10 protein-coding genes are annotated in these 18021 nt (G+C 65.7%); 6 read left to right on the top strand and 4 right to left on the bottom strand.

Features of this window, described 5'->3' with window-relative positions:
• Positions 1-109 precede the first annotated feature (109 nt).
• From ACI3K3_RS23745 to ACI3K3_RS23765, 5 genes are all read left to right on the top strand, one after another.
• The gene (locus ACI3K3_RS23745; protein ID WP_404918266.1) at positions 110-9361 is read left to right on the top strand and encodes a beta strand repeat-containing protein; all 9252 of its coding nucleotides are present in this window, start codon (positions 110-112) and stop codon (positions 9359-9361) included.
• Positions 9361-11118: a ShlB/FhaC/HecB family hemolysin secretion/activation protein gene (locus ACI3K3_RS23750; protein ID WP_404918268.1), complete on the top strand. Its 1758-nt coding sequence runs from the start codon at positions 9361-9363 to the stop codon at positions 11116-11118. The genes ACI3K3_RS23745 and ACI3K3_RS23750 overlap by 1 nt, the downstream gene beginning before the upstream one ends.
• A 94-nt stretch (positions 11119-11212) precedes the next feature.
• Entirely contained in the window at positions 11213-12424 is a 1212-nt protein-coding gene (locus tag ACI3K3_RS23755) for a BamA/TamA family outer membrane protein (protein WP_404918270.1), read from the top strand.
• 272 nt (positions 12425-12696) lie between these two features.
• Positions 12697-13551 carry a DUF2092 domain-containing protein gene (locus ACI3K3_RS23760; protein ID WP_404918272.1) on the top strand — a complete coding sequence of 285 codons (855 nt, stop codon included), beginning with the start codon at positions 12697-12699 and terminating at the stop codon, positions 13549-13551.
• Positions 13548-14171, top strand: a complete 624-nt coding sequence (locus ACI3K3_RS23765; protein WP_404918274.1) for a DUF6515 family protein — start codon at positions 13548-13550, stop codon at positions 14169-14171. Before ACI3K3_RS23760 ends, ACI3K3_RS23765 begins: the two co-directional genes overlap by 4 nt.
• Before the next feature lie 76 nt (positions 14172-14247).
• Here ACI3K3_RS23765 and ACI3K3_RS23770 read toward each other — a convergent pair whose 3' ends face one another.
• From ACI3K3_RS23770 to ACI3K3_RS23785, 4 genes are all read right to left on the bottom strand, one after another.
• Positions 14248-15126, bottom strand: a complete 879-nt coding sequence (locus ACI3K3_RS23770; RefSeq protein WP_404918276.1) for an outer membrane beta-barrel protein — start codon at positions 15124-15126, stop codon at positions 14248-14250.
• Between the two features lie 189 nt (positions 15127-15315).
• Complete coding sequence (locus ACI3K3_RS23775; RefSeq protein WP_404918278.1) at positions 15316-16164, bottom strand: hypothetical protein; 849 nt, start codon at positions 16162-16164, stop codon at positions 15316-15318.
• A 13-nt stretch (positions 16165-16177) separates the two neighbouring features.
• On the bottom strand, positions 16178-16564 hold the full coding sequence (locus tag ACI3K3_RS23780; RefSeq protein ID WP_404918280.1) for a DUF1622 domain-containing protein: 387 nt from the start codon (positions 16562-16564) through the stop codon (positions 16178-16180).
• Between the two features lie 116 nt (positions 16565-16680).
• The gene (locus tag ACI3K3_RS23785; RefSeq protein WP_404918282.1) at positions 16681-17331 is read right to left on the bottom strand and encodes a response regulator; all 651 of its coding nucleotides are present in this window, start codon (positions 17329-17331) and stop codon (positions 16681-16683) included.
• A 308-nt stretch (positions 17332-17639) separates the two neighbouring features.
• On the opposite strand from ACI3K3_RS23785, the gene ACI3K3_RS23790 reads away from it, so the two are divergent.
• Positions 17640-18021, top strand: a 382-nt coding sequence (locus tag ACI3K3_RS23790) for a DUF4136 domain-containing protein (protein ID WP_404918284.1), incomplete at its 3' end; no start/stop codon positions are given.

The raw sequence follows: 18021 nt of genomic DNA on the forward strand, positions 1-18021 counted from the left end.
CCTGATCGATGCCGCTGCCGCCTCGACGATCGTCGGCACCCTGAACCTGGGAACGGACGTCCTGCAAGAGACGACGTCGGGCGGCACCGGCGGTTTCGGAGACATAACCGTGGCCGCCCCGATCGTCTGGACCGGCAGCGGCGGACTGACGCTGGACGCGTTCCGCGATGTCGTCATCGACCAGCCCATCTCGGGCGGCGGCGCACTGACGATCAACGCGCAGCGCGACGTTTCGGTGGCGGCGGTCGTTTCCGCCAGCCAGGTGGCGGCCTTGCTGCCCGGCACGCTGACGATCGGGGCGGGCGGGGCCATCGCCGCTTCCGGCAACGTCGTTCTGGAAACAGGCACTTTCGCCAATGCCGCAGGCACCGCCGCCGTTTCCTCCAGCGGCGCGAACTGGTTCATCGCTTCGAACGACCCGGCGAACGACAGCGACGGCGGCCTCACGCCCGATTACTATGCCTACGACTACGACAACGTCAGTGGGGCTCCGGCGGCGGGGAACGGCCGGTTCTATCGCGTGGCACCAAGCGTGAGCTTCACCCTGGGAACGGTGGTGAAGGACTATGACGGCACCACCGTCGCGGTTCTGGACGATACCAACACCGCCGTCACCGGCCTGATCAACGGCGACGACTGGACGCTCGACGGCACATATGCCGACAAGAACGCGGGCACCGGCATCGCCGTCACGGCCAGCAACTTCGCGGCCACCCATGGCGGCATTCCGGTCTTCGGCTATGCCGTGGCGACGCCCAGCGTCACCGATACGGTAGGCACCATCAATCCCATGGCATTGACCGCGGCGATCGTCGGCACGCCGACCAAGACTTACAACGCCACCACTGCCGTCTCGCTGACATCCGCCAACTTCGCGCTGACCGGCGTGGCTGCCGGGGAGACGATCACCCTCGGCGCGGCCGCCACCGCATCCTACGATGCACCGGATGCAGGGGCGCGGACTGTCTCAGCCACCTTCGCCCCTCCCAACTTCACGGCAGGTGCCGGCACGGAGCTGGCGAACTACATCCTTCCCACCAGCGGCAGCGGCGCCGGGCTGATCGATCCGGCCGCGCTGATCATTAGCGGGCTGGTCGCCAACGACAAGGTCTATGACAGCACGACTGCGGCCTTGCTCGAAACCTCTAACGCCTCGATCTTCGGCGTGGTCGGCAGCGATGACGTCTCGCTCGACTTTTCGGGCGCGACCGGCGTGTTCGCGACCAAGAACGTCGGCAATGCGATCGCGGTCACGGCCATTGGAGTAACCTTGTCCGGGGCGGACGCGGGGAACTACCTTGTGTCTCAGGCCAGCGGGCTGGCCGCCAACATCACCCGCGCCGCGCTGACGGTTTCGGGGCTGACCGCCAACGACAAGGTCTACGACGGAACCCTGTTCGGCAGCGTCAATACCGCCGGCCTCCAGGTCACGGGGCTGTTCGCCGGGGACGACATCACCCCCGTGGCGCAGCCCGGCGCCCAGATCACCTTCGCCACCAAGAACGTCGGCCAGAACATCCCGGTGACGATCGCCGGCATTGTCCTGACCGGGCCGGATGCGGGCAACTACGACCTTAGTTTTTCCTCCACGCTGAGCGCCGCGATCACGCCGCGCCCGCTCCTGGTCACCAGCACCGGCATGCCGAGCAAGATCTACGACGGCACCACGAATGCCTTCGTCAGCCCGTCTCAAGTGGGACTGGGCAATATCGTGGCCGGGGAGTCGATCACCCTTTCGCAGGCATCGGGGCTGGACTACGCCTCGAAGAACGTCGGGATCTGGGACATCGAGGTATCCGGCACCGCGTCGGACTATCAGGCCGGTCCGAACACGCTGCTGTCGAACTACAGCCTGCCGACGGTCGGGACGATCCAGGGCGAGATACTGCCCGCACCGCTGACCATCGTCATCGTCGGCAATCCCACCAAGACCTACGACGGCAATGCCAATGCCTCGCTGGGGCCTTCGAACTTCCTGGTGGATGGCTTCGTGGTAGGCGAAGGAGCGACCGTCAACCAGAGTTCGGGCCAATATGCCTCGTCCTCCGCGGGAATCTGGACGGTCTCTGCCACGCTGGACGCCGGGAATTTCTCACCCGATTCGGGTACGCTGATGTCGAACTACACGATCCCCTCGCCGGTGACCGGGCTGGGAACGATCGTGCGGCGCAATCTCGGCCCCGGCGTCGTCACAGTGGACATCACCGGCAACCCGACAAAGGTCTACGACGGCAACACCGTAGCCACGCTCGATCCTTCGGATTACACGCTGAGCGGCTTCATCGCCGGCGAAGGCGCAACGGTGACCCAGACCGTGGGCGAGTACGGCAGCCCCAACGCCGGTTTGCAGTCGGTACTCGTCCTGCTCGATCCCGGCGACTTCGATCCTTTCGCGGGCACCAACCTTGCAAATTACACTTTGCCCACCGAGGCCACCGGCATCGGCACGATCCTGCGCGCGCCGCTCACCGCCAGTATCGTCGGCAATCCAGCGCGGATATACGACGGCGCGATACGCATCGGGTTGAACCCGGCAAACTTCCTGATTTCCGGGCTTGTCAGCGGCGAGAGCATCACCATCGCCACCAATGTCATCGGCCTGTTCGACAGCCCCAATGCGGGTGCCCGCGACATCCTCGCCCCGCTGCCTTCCGCAGCGCTGTTCGCCGCAGGTGCCGGTACGCTGCTCGCCAACTATGTCCTTCCCACCGAGGCCACCGGGCCGGGCACGATCACGCCCGCGCCGCTCAATATCCTGGGCGTTTCCGCGCAGAACAAGGTCTACGACCAGACGACGCTGGCGCAGCTGACCGGCACCGCCACGCTGTTCGGCGTCGTTTCCGGTGACGACGTCACGCTGGACCCGGCCGCCTCCAGCGGCACGTTCACTACCGCCAACGTCGGCAACGGGATCGCGGTGACGGCGGCCGGCTATACGGTCAACGGCGCGGACGTGGGCAATTACACCTTGTTCCAGCCGACCGGCCTCGCGGCCAACATCACCCCGCGCGGACTGACGATCGCCAACCTCACCGCGCTGGACAAGTTCTACGACGGCACCACCGCTGCCGCCTTGTCCGGCAGCGCGTCGCTTTCCGGCGTGCTATCAGGAGACGACGTTTCGCTGGATCCGGCGGGCTCCTCGGCGGCTTTTCTACAGGCGAACGTCGGCACCGACTTGCGGGTGAATGTCGGGGGCTACGGCATTTCCGGCGCACAGGCGGGGAACTACACGCTCTCGCAACCGACCGGGCTGACGGCGGACATCAATCCGCTGGCGCTGACGGGCAGCATCATCGGCAATCCCACCAAGACCTATGACGGCACCACGCAGGTTTCGCTGACGGCGGCGAACTATGCGCTGACCGGCTTCATCGCGGGCGAGGGCGGCGTGATCCGCCAGGCTGCCGGGGCTTCCTACGACAGCGCGAACGCGGGTGCCCGCACGGTGACGGCCAATCTCGTGGTCTCCGATTTCCTGGCCAACGCGGGAACGCTGCTGTCGAACTATGTCCTGCCCACAAGCATTTCCGGTCCGGGAACGATCACCCAGGCGCAACTGGCCGCCGTGATCGTGGGCAATCCCACCAAGGTCTACGACGCCACGACGGTGGCCAGCCTGACGAGCGCCAACTATGCGCTGAGCGGCTTCGTGGCGGGCGAAAGCGCGACGGTGACGCAAGGGCTGGGCGCTTACGACAGCAAGAACGTCGGTTCGCGGATCGTCACGGCCCTGCTGGGCTCGGGCGATTTCACGGCGGGGGCCGGAACCGATCTTGGCAATTACCTGCTGCCCGCCAGCGCCACGGGCGCGGGCACGATCACCCAGGCGAGCTTGCAGGTCATCGGCATTTCCGCGCTGGACAAGGTCTACGACGGGACCACCACGGCCACCCTCGACAGTTCGGCAGGCGCGCTGTCGGGTGTCTTCTCGGGCGATGTGGTCACGCTGGTTTCCACGGGCGCCAGCGGCCAGTTCGCCACCCGCAACGTCGGCATCGACATTCCCGTCACGGCAAGCGGCTATACAGCCTCGGGCACCGACGCCGCGAACTACATCGTGTTGCAGCCGACCGGCCTCGTCGCCGATATCATCCAGGCGACGATACGGCTGGCTTCGGTCACCAAGGTCTACGATGCCACCACGGCGGTTCCCAACGTGGGCGGCGCCTATGGCCTTTCAGGCGTCGTTTCCGGCGATACGGTGAACGTCGATGCCAGCGGCATTGCCGGCGACTATGCCGACAGAAACGTCGGCACAGGCAAGCCGGTGACGCTGACCGGGCTGGCCATCACCGGCGCGGACGCGGGCAACTATACGATCGCCTCCAGCGTCACCAACGAGGCGATCGGCACGATCACGCCCGCCACGCTGAACGTGATCGGCGCCCTGGCGCTAGACAAGACCTACGACCAGAATTCCGTCGCGCAGCTGGACAACAGCGCCGCTGGACTGAGCGGCGTCCTGCTCAGTGACGACGTCGCCCTCGATCCCACCGGAAGCTCCGGCGCCTTCATCGACACCTCGGGCAACCCGACCGCCAACGCCGGCACCTGGAGCGTGCGGACGAGCGGCTATAGCGTGTCCGGCGCGGACGCAGGCAATTACACCCTGGTGCAGGCGCAGGGCCTCAGCGCGACGATCGATCCGCTGGAGATATTCCTGACCTCCGTCATCAAGACATATGACGGCACGATCGCGCTGCCCACGGCGGCCACGGGCTATGCCTTCAGCGGCGTGCTGACCGGCGACGACGTCTCCGCCAGCGCGGCCGGCGCGACCGGGCAGTACAATGACGGTCCGAATGTCGGCAGTGGCATGTCGGTCAGCGTAGCCGGCCTCGGCCTGTCCGGAGCCAGCGCGGGCAACTATTTCGTCAGCGACGTGACCGCCAATATCGGCACGATCACGGCGGCTCAACTGACCGCCGCGATCGTCGGAACGCCGAACAAGGTCTATGACGGCACCAATATCGCCGCGCTGGTAGCGGGGAATTTCCAGATCACCGGCTTCGTCACCGGAGAGGGGGCCACGGTAACGCAGACGCTGGGTCTCTACGACAGCGTCAACGCCGGTACGCGTACCGTGACGGCAGGACTGATCCCCGGAAACTTCACGGCCGATCCCGGCACGACGCTGTCAAACTACGTCCTGCCCACCAGCGCCGCCGGTGCGGGCCGGATCGATCCGCGCCTGCTGACGATCTCGGGCGTACTTGCCAACAACAAGGTCTATGACGGCACCACGGCGGCCACGCTGGACAGCAGCGCCGCAGCGCTCGTCAATGTCGTGTCCGGCGATCCCGTCTCGCTCGACCCCTCGCTCGCCACCGGCACTTTCGCCACCCGCAACGTCGGAACCACCATTCCGGTGACGGCAAGCGGCTACGCGCTGGTCAACGACTTCGGCAACTATCTGCTGGAACAGCCGACCGGCCTCTTCGCCGACATTACCCAGGCCGCCATCCAGCTGACGCAGGTAACCAAGGTCTACGACGCGAACACCGGCCTGCCCACGCTGTCCTCCGCCTATACCCTGGGCGGCGTGGTCACGGGCGACGACGTGAGCGTCGATGTCTCGGGCATCAGCGGAACTTATGCCGACAAGAACGTGGCCAGCGGTATCGACGTGACGCTGACCGGCCTGCTGCTCGCGGGCGGGGATGCGGCCAATTACAGCATTTCCGGCTCTGTGCTGGCCCAGCCGATCGGCGAGATCACCCCGGCCACGCTCAACGTCGCGATCGTCAACGACCCGGTCAAGGTCTACGACGGCAATCTGAGCGCCGTGCTGGCTCCGGGGAACTACCAGATCACCGGTTTCGTCGGCGGAGAGGGAGCCTCGATCAACCAGACCCAGGGCACTTACGACAGCGCCAATGCGGGGCCGCGCATCGTCACCGCCGCGCTGTCCTCGGGCAACTACGACGTGAACGTGGGCACCGATCTGAACAACTACGTGCTCGCGACCAGCGCCACGGGCGCCGGAACCATCACGCCCAAAGCCCTGCTGGCCGCCATCGCCAACAATCCAACCAAGACCTATGACGGCAATGCCGTCGCAACGCTGAACCCGGCGAACTTCCAGCTGATCGGCTTCGTGGGCAGCGAGAGCGCAACCGTCACCCAGACCGCCGGGACTTATGCCTCCGCCAATGCCGGTAGCCGGCTGGTCACGGCCCAGCTCGGCGTCGGGGATTTCACGGCCGGTTCGGGAACGCTGCTGTCGAACTACATCCTGCCCGACAGCGCCACCGGGCTCGGCACGATCGATCAGGCCCAATTGACCGCGACCATCGTCGGCAACCCCACCAAGACGTATGACGGCAACCTGCTTGCCGCGCTGACGGGCGCCAATTACCAGCTCGGCGGCTTCGTCACCGGCGAAGGCGCCAGCGTGACGCAGGCTGTCGGCCTCTACGACAATCCCAATGTCGGTGCGCGCACCGTGACCGCCTCGCTCGGCAGCGGGGACTTCACGGCTAACAGCGGCACCCTCCTGTCGAACTATGTCCTGCCGACCAGCGCCGCCGGTGCGGGCACGATCGGGCAGGCGCAATTGACGGCCGCGATCATCGGCAACCCGACCAAGACCTACGACGGCACCACGGCAGCGCTTCTCGGCGTCGGCAATTACCAGCTCACCGGCTTCGTCACGGGCGAGGGTGCCACCGTGACGCAGACCGCCGGTCTCTATGGCAGCGCCAATGCCGGTTCGCGGATCGTGACCGCCTTGCTCGGCAGCGGGGACTTCACCGCCAATTCCGGCACCCTCCTGTCGAATTATGCCTTGCCGACGAGCGCCAGCGGCCTCGGCACCATCGACCGCGCGGTGCTGACGGCGGCGATCGTCGGCAATCCGACCAAGACTTACGACGGCAATGCGGCGGCGCGTCTGACCAGCGGGTTCTATGCGCTCTCCGGTTTCGTCACCGGTGAAAGCGCGAGCGTGACGCAGACCATCGGCACTTATGACAGCCCCAATGCCGGCGCGCGCACGGTGACGGCCAGCCTTTCCGCAGCCAATTTCGCCGCCGGGGCCGGAACCTCGCTCGACAACTACGTGCTGCCGACCAGTGCCACGGGGGCGGGGCTGATCGAGAAGGCCACGCTTTCGGCCTTCATCGTCGGCATCCCGACCAGGATCTACGACGCCACGACCGGCATCACCCTTTCGCCAAGAGACTACGGCCTGATCGGGTTCGTGCCCGGCGAGGGCGCCACGGTGCTGCAAACCAGCGGAACGTTCGCTTCGCCGGACGCGGGCTTCCGCCAGATCACCGCAACGCTCGGCGCCGGCGACTTCGCGGCCACAGGCAGCACTTTGCTGGACAACTATCTCCTGCCGACGAGCGCCACGGGCATCGGCCTGATCGACCGCGCGGTGCTGACGGCGGCGATCATCGGCAATCCGTCCAAGACCTATGACGGCAATGCGCAGGCTTCGCTGACAAGCGCCAACTTTCAGCTGACCGGCTTCGTCGCGGGGCAGGGCGCCACCGTTACCGAAGCCTCGGGCACATACGATAGCGCCAATGCCGGTTCGCGCACCGTCACCGCCATGCTGGGCAGCGCGGACTTCGTGGCGGACAGCGGCACTTCGCTGCGAAACTACGTCCTGCCCACCAGCGCCAGCGGCGCGGGCACGATCGGACTGGCGCAATTGACTGCCGTGATCCTCGGCAACCCCACCAAGGCCTATGACGGCACCACCACCGCCACGCTGGCGCCGGGCAATTTCCTCCTCACCGGCTTCATCGGCAGCGAAAGCGCGAGCGTGACGCAGACCCTCGGCAACTATGCCGACCGGAACGCGGGCATCCACCTCGTCACCGCGCTCCTCGGCTCGGGGGACTTTGCGGCGGGTAGCGGCACGGTGCTGTCGAACTATGCCCTGCCGACGAGCGTCAGCGGCCTCGGCACCATCGACCGCGCAGTGCTGACGGCGGCGATCGTCGGCAATCCGACCAGGCCTTACGACGCTACCGACGCCGCGACCCTGACGAGTGCGAACTATGCCCTGACCGGCCTCGCATCGGGCGAGAGCGCCACGATCGCGCAGGTCAGCGGCACTTATGCCGGGGTCAATGCCGGGGTCTGGACGGTGACGGCGGCGCTCGGCTCCACGGACTTCACCGCCGACTCCGGCACCCTGCTGTCGAACTACATCCTTCCGACGGAGGCCACCGGCCCGGGCACGATCGCGAAGGCCGTGTTGACGGCCGTGATCGTTGGCAATCCCGCCAAGACCTATGACGGCAACACCCTCGCGGCGCTGACGGGCGCCAACTACCAGCTCACCGGCTTCGTCACCGGCGAAGGCGCAAGCGTGACGCAGACCCTCGGCCGCTACGATAGTCCCAATGCCGGTTCGCGCATCGTGACGGCCTCGCTCGGCAGCGGGGACTTCGCGGCGGGCAGCGGCACGCTCCTGTCGAACTATGCCCTGCCGACCAGCGCCAGCGGCGCGGGCACGATCGGGCAGGCGGTGCTCTCCGCCGCGATCATCGGCAACCCGACCAGGACCTATGACGGCACCACGGTAGCGATCCTTACCTCCGCGAATTTCGCGCTGAGCGGCTTCGTCGCGGGCGAAGGGGCAAGGGTGACGCAATCCCGCGGCCTCTACGATGGCCCCGATGCCGGCACGCACCTGACCAGCGCGGCGTTGGCGGAGAGCGACTTTGCCGCCAACAGCGGCACCCTCCTGTCGAACTATGTGCTGCCGACCAGCGCATCCGGCACCGGCACGATTGCACGAGCGAACCTGGCGGTGGCCATTACCGGCAATCCCACGAAGGACTGGGACGGCAATACCGACGCGGCGCTGGTGTCCGGCGACTACACGGTAACGGGCTTCGCGGTCGGGGAGGGCGCTGCCATCACGCAGGCCTTCGGCGCTTACGCGGATGCCGCGCCCGGTCGGCACGAGGTTACGGCGCTGCTTTCGCTGTCCGATTTCCTCGCCAACGCCGGAACGTTGCTGTCCAACTACAACCTGCCGGACAGCGCAGAGGGGCCGGGGACGATCATACCGGGCTTCGAATGTATTTCGGCCGCCTCGTGCCTGCCCGATCCCCCGGATCTCGCCCGGTTCGCGGCGGGTGTCGCACCACGGTTCTACGTGGTCTACCCCAGTATCTCGCCCCGCTATCAGGGGCACACGCAGGCCTTCGCCGCGCTTCCCAGCATTCTCGATCCCGGCGGGATCGTGGCGACGCCGGAAGGCTGGCTGATCCGCAAGCGCAGCTCCGTGCTCAATTCGAGCGAGCAGATCCTGGCACGCGGCGGGGGCAGCACGGAGGTGCGCATCCGGTACGAGGCGCCCATCCCGACGATCGGCCTTGACGGGGGACAATAATGCAATCGACGAATTCGCGAACCCGGTCCGCAAGGGCCTCCACGGCGCTCGCGGCGGCGCTGCTGTCGCTGGGCTTCCTTTCGAGTGGCGCCGCCGCACAGGATTTCGAGCGGCGCCTGCCCAAGCAACCGCCCAATCCCGGCGCCCCCGAAGTCCCGGTTCCGCCCGAAACCGTGCCGCCATCCAGCGACAATGCGCCGATCATTCCGGCCTTGCGCGGTCTGGTCTTCGTCAACGGGCCGGGCGCCTTGCAGCCTGCGGGCCTTGCCCCGGAAGCAGCGGGCAACGGCATCGAGGTTCAGGGCCTGCGGCTGCTCTCCGGCCCGGCCTTCGATGCGGCGGTGCGGCCCTATCTGGGCCGGGCGCTGGGTCGGGCCGATCTCGACGCCATCGTGCGGCTTGTGCAGGAGACCTATCGCGCCCGTGAACATCCCTTCGTCGATGTCGGGGTGCCGCCGCAGAACGTGCAGAGCGGCGTCGTTCAGGTGGTCGTCACCGAGTACCGGGTCGGGGCGATCGAAGTTACCGGCAACCGGCATTTCTCCACCCGGCTGATCCGTGGGATGAGCGATCTCGGGCCCGGCGATGTGCTCACCCTGCCGCGCCTGCGTGAAGCGCTGGACGATTACAACCAGAACTCCTTCCTCACCGTGGACGGCGTGCTGCGTCCGGGGCAGGGGACGGGCACCACCGATCTCGTGCTGGAAGCGCACGACCGGCTGCCGGTGCGCGTCTACGGCGGCTACGACAATCAGGGCATCGCCACGCTGGGGCGGGACGAATGGTTCGTCGGCTTCAACTGGGGCAATGTGCTGGGCACCGGGCAGATCCTGTCCTACCAGTTCACCCGCAGCTTCGAGGGGCGCTATACCTCGCACTCGGTCAGCGACGTCATTCCGATCTCACCCAGCAACAAGCTGCTGATCTTCGGCGCTTATGCCGTCCAGAAGCCCCGCATCAACGATTTGTTCGACAGCAAGGGGCATTCCGGCCAGGCGAGCGCCCGCTTCGTCCACGATCTGCGAAACCGGGGCAATCTGAAGACCAGCATCCAGTTCGGCATCGATTACAAGCGGGCCGACAGCAATCTCGAATTCCTGGGTTTCCGCGTGCTCGATACGGCCGTGGAGGTGTTCCAGTTGCCGATCGTCTTCACCGCCACCGTGGACGATCGGCTGGGCCAGACCGTGATCGAGAACCAGATGGTGTTCTCGCCCGGCGGGGTGACCAGGTACAACCACGATGCCGATCTCCAGCAACTGGTGCCTTATGCCAAGTCGACTTATGCCTATGACCGCATTTCGCTGACTCGCACGACATGGCTTCCCCATGGAATGAGCTGGGTTCTGCGCGGAATGGCGCAGATCGCGACCAGCAATCTGCCTTATAGCGAACAGCTTGCCGCCGGGGGCCTCGGCAGCGTGCGCGGCTACGATCCCAACACGGCGCTGGGCAGCGAGGGCTTCCTGCTCAAGACCGAGCTGAATTCGCCGGCTTTCCATCTTCTGACGGACAGCGGCGGCTTCGCGGACCAGATGCAGCTGGGGCTTTTCGTCGATTACGGCAAAGTCTGGCAGCGCCGCCGCTTTCCGGATTCGCCCAGAAACGCCGAACTGGTGAGCGTGGGCGGCAAGGTCCACTACACGCTCGGCCGCTACCTCGACGTGGAGGTGGATATCGGCAGGCAGTTGCAGAAGGCACCCTTTGCAAAGGACCGCGACACGCGGCTGGCGGTGATGGCCACGGTAGGGTTCTGAAAGCAGGCCCTAAGGACTTCTACCGATGGTCGGGGCAGGCAGACTTGTCGATCCTGACGCGCGATATTTCCGTTCCGGATCGGAGAGATGGGCGATGAACGATCTGCCTTGCCGCCTTGCGATGATCGTGCTGACATTCGTCGCGGCGGTGTCAGAAGCACAGGCTCAGGAGGCTTCGTCCGTACCGCCGGTGGTAACGTCTCAGCCGATGGACTCCGCCGGGCCGCCAGCTCCAGTGAAGAAGGAATCCAAGTTCCATCGCAATTTCTTCGACGAAACCGACGGCAAGCTCGATTTCTCGAACTTCATGGCCAAGGGCGGGTTCTTCCCGATGCCGGTCATCATCACCGAACCGGCGGTAGACGGCGGCTTCGGCATCGTTGCGCAGTTCATCACCATTCCCAAGGACAATCCGAAACGCGTCACCCGGCGCATGCTGGGCGCGGTGAAGACCGGCAACGGCTCCTATGGCTATGGTTACTTCCAGTCCGGCTCGGCCTTCGGTGACCGGGTGAGCTACAAGTTCGGCGTCGGCCGGGGCAAGGTGACGCTGAAGGCCTACCCGGAAATCCTGCCTTCGGGGCTCGAATATACCAACAAGTACGATTACGGGGCGCTGGCTTCGGTGCGCCTGCATCTGGCCGATCCGCGCTTCTCGCTGGGTCCGCTGTTCGACTTCCGCAAGCTGCATTCGCGCATAGACCTCGATATCGAGGATCTGCCCGAGCGGTTCTCCGACTTCGAGCGCAAATTGCAGACCGGGGCGCTGGGCTTCGGCGTCCATTTCGACAATCGCGACAATGCCATGACCCCGACCCAGGGCTACAACATCTACGCCGAGGCCAAGTTCAACGACAGTGCCTTCGGCAGCGATCGCAATTTCCAGATCTACGATGTCCACGGCTATGGCTTCCACAAGTTCTCGCCCGATTGGCGGTTGGGGGCCAAAGTCGAATTGGATGCGATCCGGGGGCGCTATCCGGTCTACTTCGCCTCGTCGATCAACCTGCGCGGCATCGAGGCGCGGCGATACCAGGGTGAGACGGCCGTGAGCACCGAAGTGGAACTGACGCGCCAGATCAGCCCGCGCTGGGCTCTGCTGGGCTTCGCCGGCCTTGGCTTCACCGATGCCGGCGGTGCCCGGATCTTCGACGATTCCGGTGCGAAGATCGCGGGCGGCGCGGGCTTTCGCTATCGCATAGCCCGCAAGCTTGGCCTCGATGCGGGGATCGACGTGGCCTACGGGCCCTCTGGCGCGGTGTTCTATCTCCAGTTCGGCCACGCCTGGGCGTTCAACCTGGATTGAGCGGCAAGAAGAATGCGGGAGTGTGACGCGCCAGGGACAGTTCGGCAGCTCCTACGGCACGTCACCCGCCTTGGGTAGCCGATCGCCGGATCGAGACTATCGGGACTCTCCCGAGGAACAGCCCGGCGATACCCTGACTGCTAGGCGAGACGGCGGGCCTGTTGCCGTTCCCCCGAACAGAGGATCAATTCCCGGCGATCTCCGCACTAATCCCGATGGGGTCGGGCAGTGTCCGGATCGATAGTCGCGGGGATTTCAACGGGAGACACCTTATGGCACGTTCCGGTTCACGCGGCCCCAGATTGAAGTCGGCGCTTTGGGCGGCGGCGCTGTTCCTGCCTTTTGCCGCCGGTCCTGCCTTTACCGTTGCAGCCTTCGCGCAAGCGGCCGAGGACGGTTCGAATCCCATAGATCCGGCCGCCATGAAGGCGATGGATGCGATGAGCGCGTACCTGCTCACGCTTGGCACGTTCCGCGTCACCGGCGAGGCAACGACCGAGCAGGTGCTGGTCACCGGGCAGAAGATTCAGTTCGGCGGCACATTCGACATCCTCGCGCGGCGGCCTAACGCCTTCAAGATCGTCACCAATTCCGACATCCAGAACCGCGAGATGTATTACGACGGCAAGACCTTCACGATCTTCTCCCCGCGCTCCGGCTACTATGCCGATTTCCCGGCCGCTTCCTCGATCGGGCTGACGATCGACAAGGCGCGGCGCGACTACGGCGTCGAACTGCCGCTGGCTGACCTGTTCACCTGGGGGACCGACCAGACCATGCGTTCGCGCGTGCGCGAGGCCATGGTGGTGCGGCCCGAGACGATCGGCGACCGCAAGTGCATGCATCTCGCCTTCCGGCAGGAGAAGGTGGACTGGCAGATCTGGATCGAGGAGGGCGCCCGTCCGCTGCCCTGCAAGATGGTGATCACCAACAAGGACGATCCCGCCATGCCGCAATATACCGCAGTGCTGCGCTGGGACACGCAGGCGACGGCCACGGCCGCCGACCTTGCGTTCACGCCCCCGCCCGATGCGAAGCGCATCAAGATGGCCAGTCTTGGCGGCGGCGACGTGGGCAACGGCAAGGATGCCGCAAGCGCGGCTGCCAGCAAGGGAGAAGGACAATGAGCACGCCCGTTCGCAACGCCACGGCCCTGACGGCGGTTCTCGCCTGTGCCCTCGTACAGGTGCTGCCCGGCCCGGTACTGGCCCTTCCGGTGCCGGAGCGGCCCTCCGCGCCCGAGCTGGCCCATGGCGGAGCGCAGGACACCGCGATGGCGCAAGGCGGCAATGCCAGGCGGCCCGCCGGCGGCGGTCAGCGCGCCCGGCCTTCCGGCGGTGGAGCCCATGCCGGAGGGGCCCATGCTGGAGGGGCCCATGCTGGAGGGGGAAGACCGCAAGTGCGTTCGGGAGCGGCCACCAACGTCAATCACAACGTTGATCGCAATCGCAACGTGAACCGAAACGTCAATCGCAACGTCAATGTGAACGTCCACAACGACTACCACGGCGGCGGCTACTATCACGACGATTGGGACGACTGGGACGATCACTGGCACCCCGTGGCGACGATGGCCGTTGCCGCGACGACGGCAGCGGTGGTCGGCTCGATCGTGCGCAGCGTGCCGCCAAGCTGCACGACCACGGTGGTCAACGGCGTCAGTTACTCGCAATGCGGCAGTACCTGGTATCAGCCGCAGTACGTGGGTTCGTCCGTCCAGTACGTGGTGGTCAATCCTCCACGCTGAGGACTACCGCGCTGGACGCAAGGGAAAGGCGGCGGACCGATTGGTCCGCCGCCTTTCTCGTTGCCCGGAAATGCGATCAGAACGAGGCCTGGAGCAGCACGGCGGGGCCGTAGAGCTTGTAGCGCACGCGGCCGTCCCAGCGTTCCTTGTCGATGCCCAGGCGATAGTCGACGTAGCGATAGGCCACGCCCAGCGCGAGGTTCTTCGCCACCGCGTAATTGGCGCCGACCTGGGCATTGAGCAGGCGGCCGTCGTAGTCGTCGATCTTCAGCGACAGCCAGTCGAACCGGCCGTTCAGCTCCACGCGCGGGGCCACTTTCCAGACGCCGAAGGCGCCGATCGTGGGCAGCGGGGCAAGGGTATCGCGGCGGCGCGTTTCGGTCTGCCCGGCCTGTCCGCCGACCGAGGCGAAGCCCGACAGCGAGGTTTCGAACCGGGTGACGTGGGCGCCGATCGCCGCGCCCAGTTCCAGCGTGGGGTTCTGCACCAGCGCATAGCCCACCGTCAGCCGGTAGATCTGGCTGTCGAAGCCGCTGCGGACCTGCACGTTGGCGGGGTAGACCACGCCGTCGAACGCGATGTCGCGCTTGAGGCCGGTCTGGCCGTTGCGGTTGAGCTTGTAGAAGTCCGCCCCCACGATCACTTTGCCGAAACGCGCGCCACCGCTGAAAGAGGGCAGGATTTCGCCCTTGTCGAGCGCGAGATCCTGCTCGAAATCGATGTCGGTGCCGATCTCTGCGCCCGGAGTTGCCGGGGTGGAGGAGCCGATGCGCACGTCGGTGTCGATGCGCGGGAAGAAGGCCATCGCGCTGATCCAGTAGTTGTTGTCCAGCGTCTGCGCGCTCGCCGGGACGCTCAAGGCCGCTGCCGCCGCGCAGGCGCCGGTCAATGCGGCTTTACGGGCCCCGGACGAACGGCGCCGGGCCGAAACCACATGGGAAATCATGCCTTCCATGGTCTGCTCCTGTCAGATGCGGGCGATCGGCACCGTCCTTCGATCCGTTGCTTCCGGGCGGCGAAAGGGTCGATCTCTCGAAATATTCCAGAAGGATATGGCGGGCGCCCGGCCGCGCGTATCCGGGGCTCTCCCGAGGTTCCTATCGGGTAAACCCCTACTCCTGGGGCCCCCTACTCCTGGGGCCCCCTACTCCTGGGGCATAGTCGCCGGGGTGCGCCAGCGGTCGTAGGCGGCGCGCGGCTCGGCGTGCATGGACTTGCTGAGCAGCTCCATCGGGAACTGCGATTCCCGGATGCCACCGGCGGCGGGACGGTCGATGTCGATGATCAGCATGAGCGACATGACCACCAGCACATGCATCACGCAGGCAAGGTGGAAGCTCGATCGCGTGCGCATGGTGTAGCCGAGGATGGCGGCGGTGACGAGGACGTAGACGATCAGCACCCAGAAGACCTCTTCCGGAACATGCGCCATGCGGCCGGTCTTGCGCGAGGTGTCGAGGTCGATCACGGCATTGATCGAGGAGACGAAGGCACTGGACATGTCCAGGCCCTTGATGCTGTCAAAGCCTGCCAGCGTGGCTGCCCAGATGTCGTTGACGGTCCGGTCGTTGTCGGCCAGTCGCTGGCGGCGATCTTCGGGCGCTTCCGTCCGGGCCAGAACCACGCGGTTATCCGTGTATCGGACCAGCAGCGCGCTCACCCGCTCGCGGTGCGGCTGGGGCAGGACCTGCGCCTGGAGATAGGCCGTACCGATCGCGTTCGCCTCTTCCAGCACCAGCGCGCGGCGGGTCTCGAAGCGGTCGATAGCCAGCGCGAACGTGAAGCCCAGCAGCAGCGCCAGCAGGCCCAGCACGGCAGGGACGATCGCCCCGTTGACGTCGTCGTCCTTTTCAAGGCTATCCGCAGCGGGCGCGCTCTTCGCGCCCTTGATCCCGACCCGCATGCCGGCCCAGGTGATGCCGATCACGATGATCAGAAGGATCAGCCCCAGCAGGACGATGGGCAGGGCGGCGAGAGGGCTGGATAGGTCCATATGCGCGTCTCCTTCAGGCTTCAGCGAGGCTTGCGCGTCGGGCTTCGGCGGCTTCCGCCCGGCGTTCCGAGCGTTCGCGAACGCCTTCCATGTCGCGGTCGAGGAAATAGTTGAGCATGGTCCGCAAGGCGGCGATGGCGGCCAGCTTGCCGATGTCGTCCCAGGTGGGGGCGATCGTCGTCTCGACGATGTCGGCTGCGAGCTGGAACGACAGGCCCGCGACCAGCCAGCGGCCGAGCGAGAGCCAGACCGGGCCAAGCTTAGCTTCGTCACCGTTGAACAGCAGCAGGCGCGTCAGGCCGATGGCACCCTGGATCGAGCCGATCGCGATCGCCAGCATCCCCAGCAGGTTGACGCCGAGCGCGATATACTCTGCCAGGGTATGCAGCACTTCTTCCATCGGCTGGTCCTTGCGGCTTCAGGCGTCCGGAAAGATGTCGCGCGCACGATGGTCTTTGCCCATCCGGGAAATCCCCGGCAACAACCCGGGCAGTTCTGCACCGGCGTAACGGGCCATCAAGGCTCGACGATATTGTTCCGAACCGCATAGAGCACGAGTTCGGCGGTTGTCCTGAGCTTCAGCTTGTGCATGGCGGCGGCACGGTGGGTTTCGACCGTCTTGACGCTGATGTTGAGCATATGGGCGATCTGCTTGTTCAGCTTGCCTTCGGCGATCAGTTGCACGATTTCCCGCTCGCGCGCGGTGAGCATGATGCCTTTCTCGCCGCCGTGATTGGTTTCGATGAAGTGCTCCAGCAGGGTTTCGGAGATCGCGCCCGAGAAATAGGGCTTGCGCTTGGCGAGCGCCTTGGCGGCGGAGACGAGATGGATGCCGCTGTCCGACTTGAGGACATATCCGCGCGCGCCGGCGCGCAGGACGTCGATCAGGATGCTCTCGCGATCGTGCATCGTGTAGATGAGGATCTCGGTATGCGGGAGTTCGTGCTTGATCGCGCGGGTGAGTTCGAGGCCGTTCATGAGCGGCAGCGAGTAATCGAGGATGGCGATGTCCGGCTTGGTGTCCAGCGCCAGGTCCAGCGCTTCCCGGCCGTTCGCGGCTTCTCCCACCACCTGAAAGTCGGCATGCGATTCCAGCAAGGTCCGGACGCCCTGTCGCATCGCCTGATGATCGTCGGCGATGAGGACTCTGCTTGTGCTCGGGCGCATTCGAACCCTTTCTCTCGCGGTGTGGCTCTCGCGTGTGGGAGGATCGGTGACGGGCTGCAAATGGATATCTTCGCAGCATGGCTCCCGCTCAATCGGGAGTTTCCCTAGCATCCTTGCATGTATTCTCTCCAAGTGCATGGTGATTGGCATCCGCAGCGCCGATGAATTGACGGCGGCGCCAGCAACGTCGGATGCTCTCATCAGCTGGCGACGATAGGGAAGTGCCACGGCGGGGATCAGGGAGAATCCCGATAGCTGCGCGCGCCTTGCAACCGGATAGTTCCGGGGCTTTACGCAAGGAGAAGGTCATGAAATCGCAAGCGGTGGCTCTGGCATGTTTCGCGCTGCTGACGGCATCTTGTGCAACGACGCCGAAGGTGACGTTCGATGCCGATCCTTCGGCCGATTTCTCGGGGTTCCGGACCTATAGCTGGGCCTATACCTCGGTGCCGCAGGGGGTGAACCCGTTGCTGACCCAGCGCGTCAAGGCCGCCATCGAGGCCACCCTGGCAACGCGCGGCTATACGCAGGTTGCACCGGGGGGCGCCTCGGGCGATTTCGCGGTAGGGTTTACCCTGGGTTCGCGTGACCGGGTGGAGGTGTCCTCGCTCGGCTCCTACGGTCCCTATTTCCGTCCCTGGGGCGGTTGGGGCGGGGGCTTCAACCAGGTCGACGTGCGCAACATCACCG

Origin of the sequence: Novosphingobium sp. ZW T3_23 (assembly GCF_044987305.1) — a bacterium.
Classification (GTDB): Bacteria; Pseudomonadota; Alphaproteobacteria; order Sphingomonadales; family Sphingomonadaceae; genus Novosphingobium.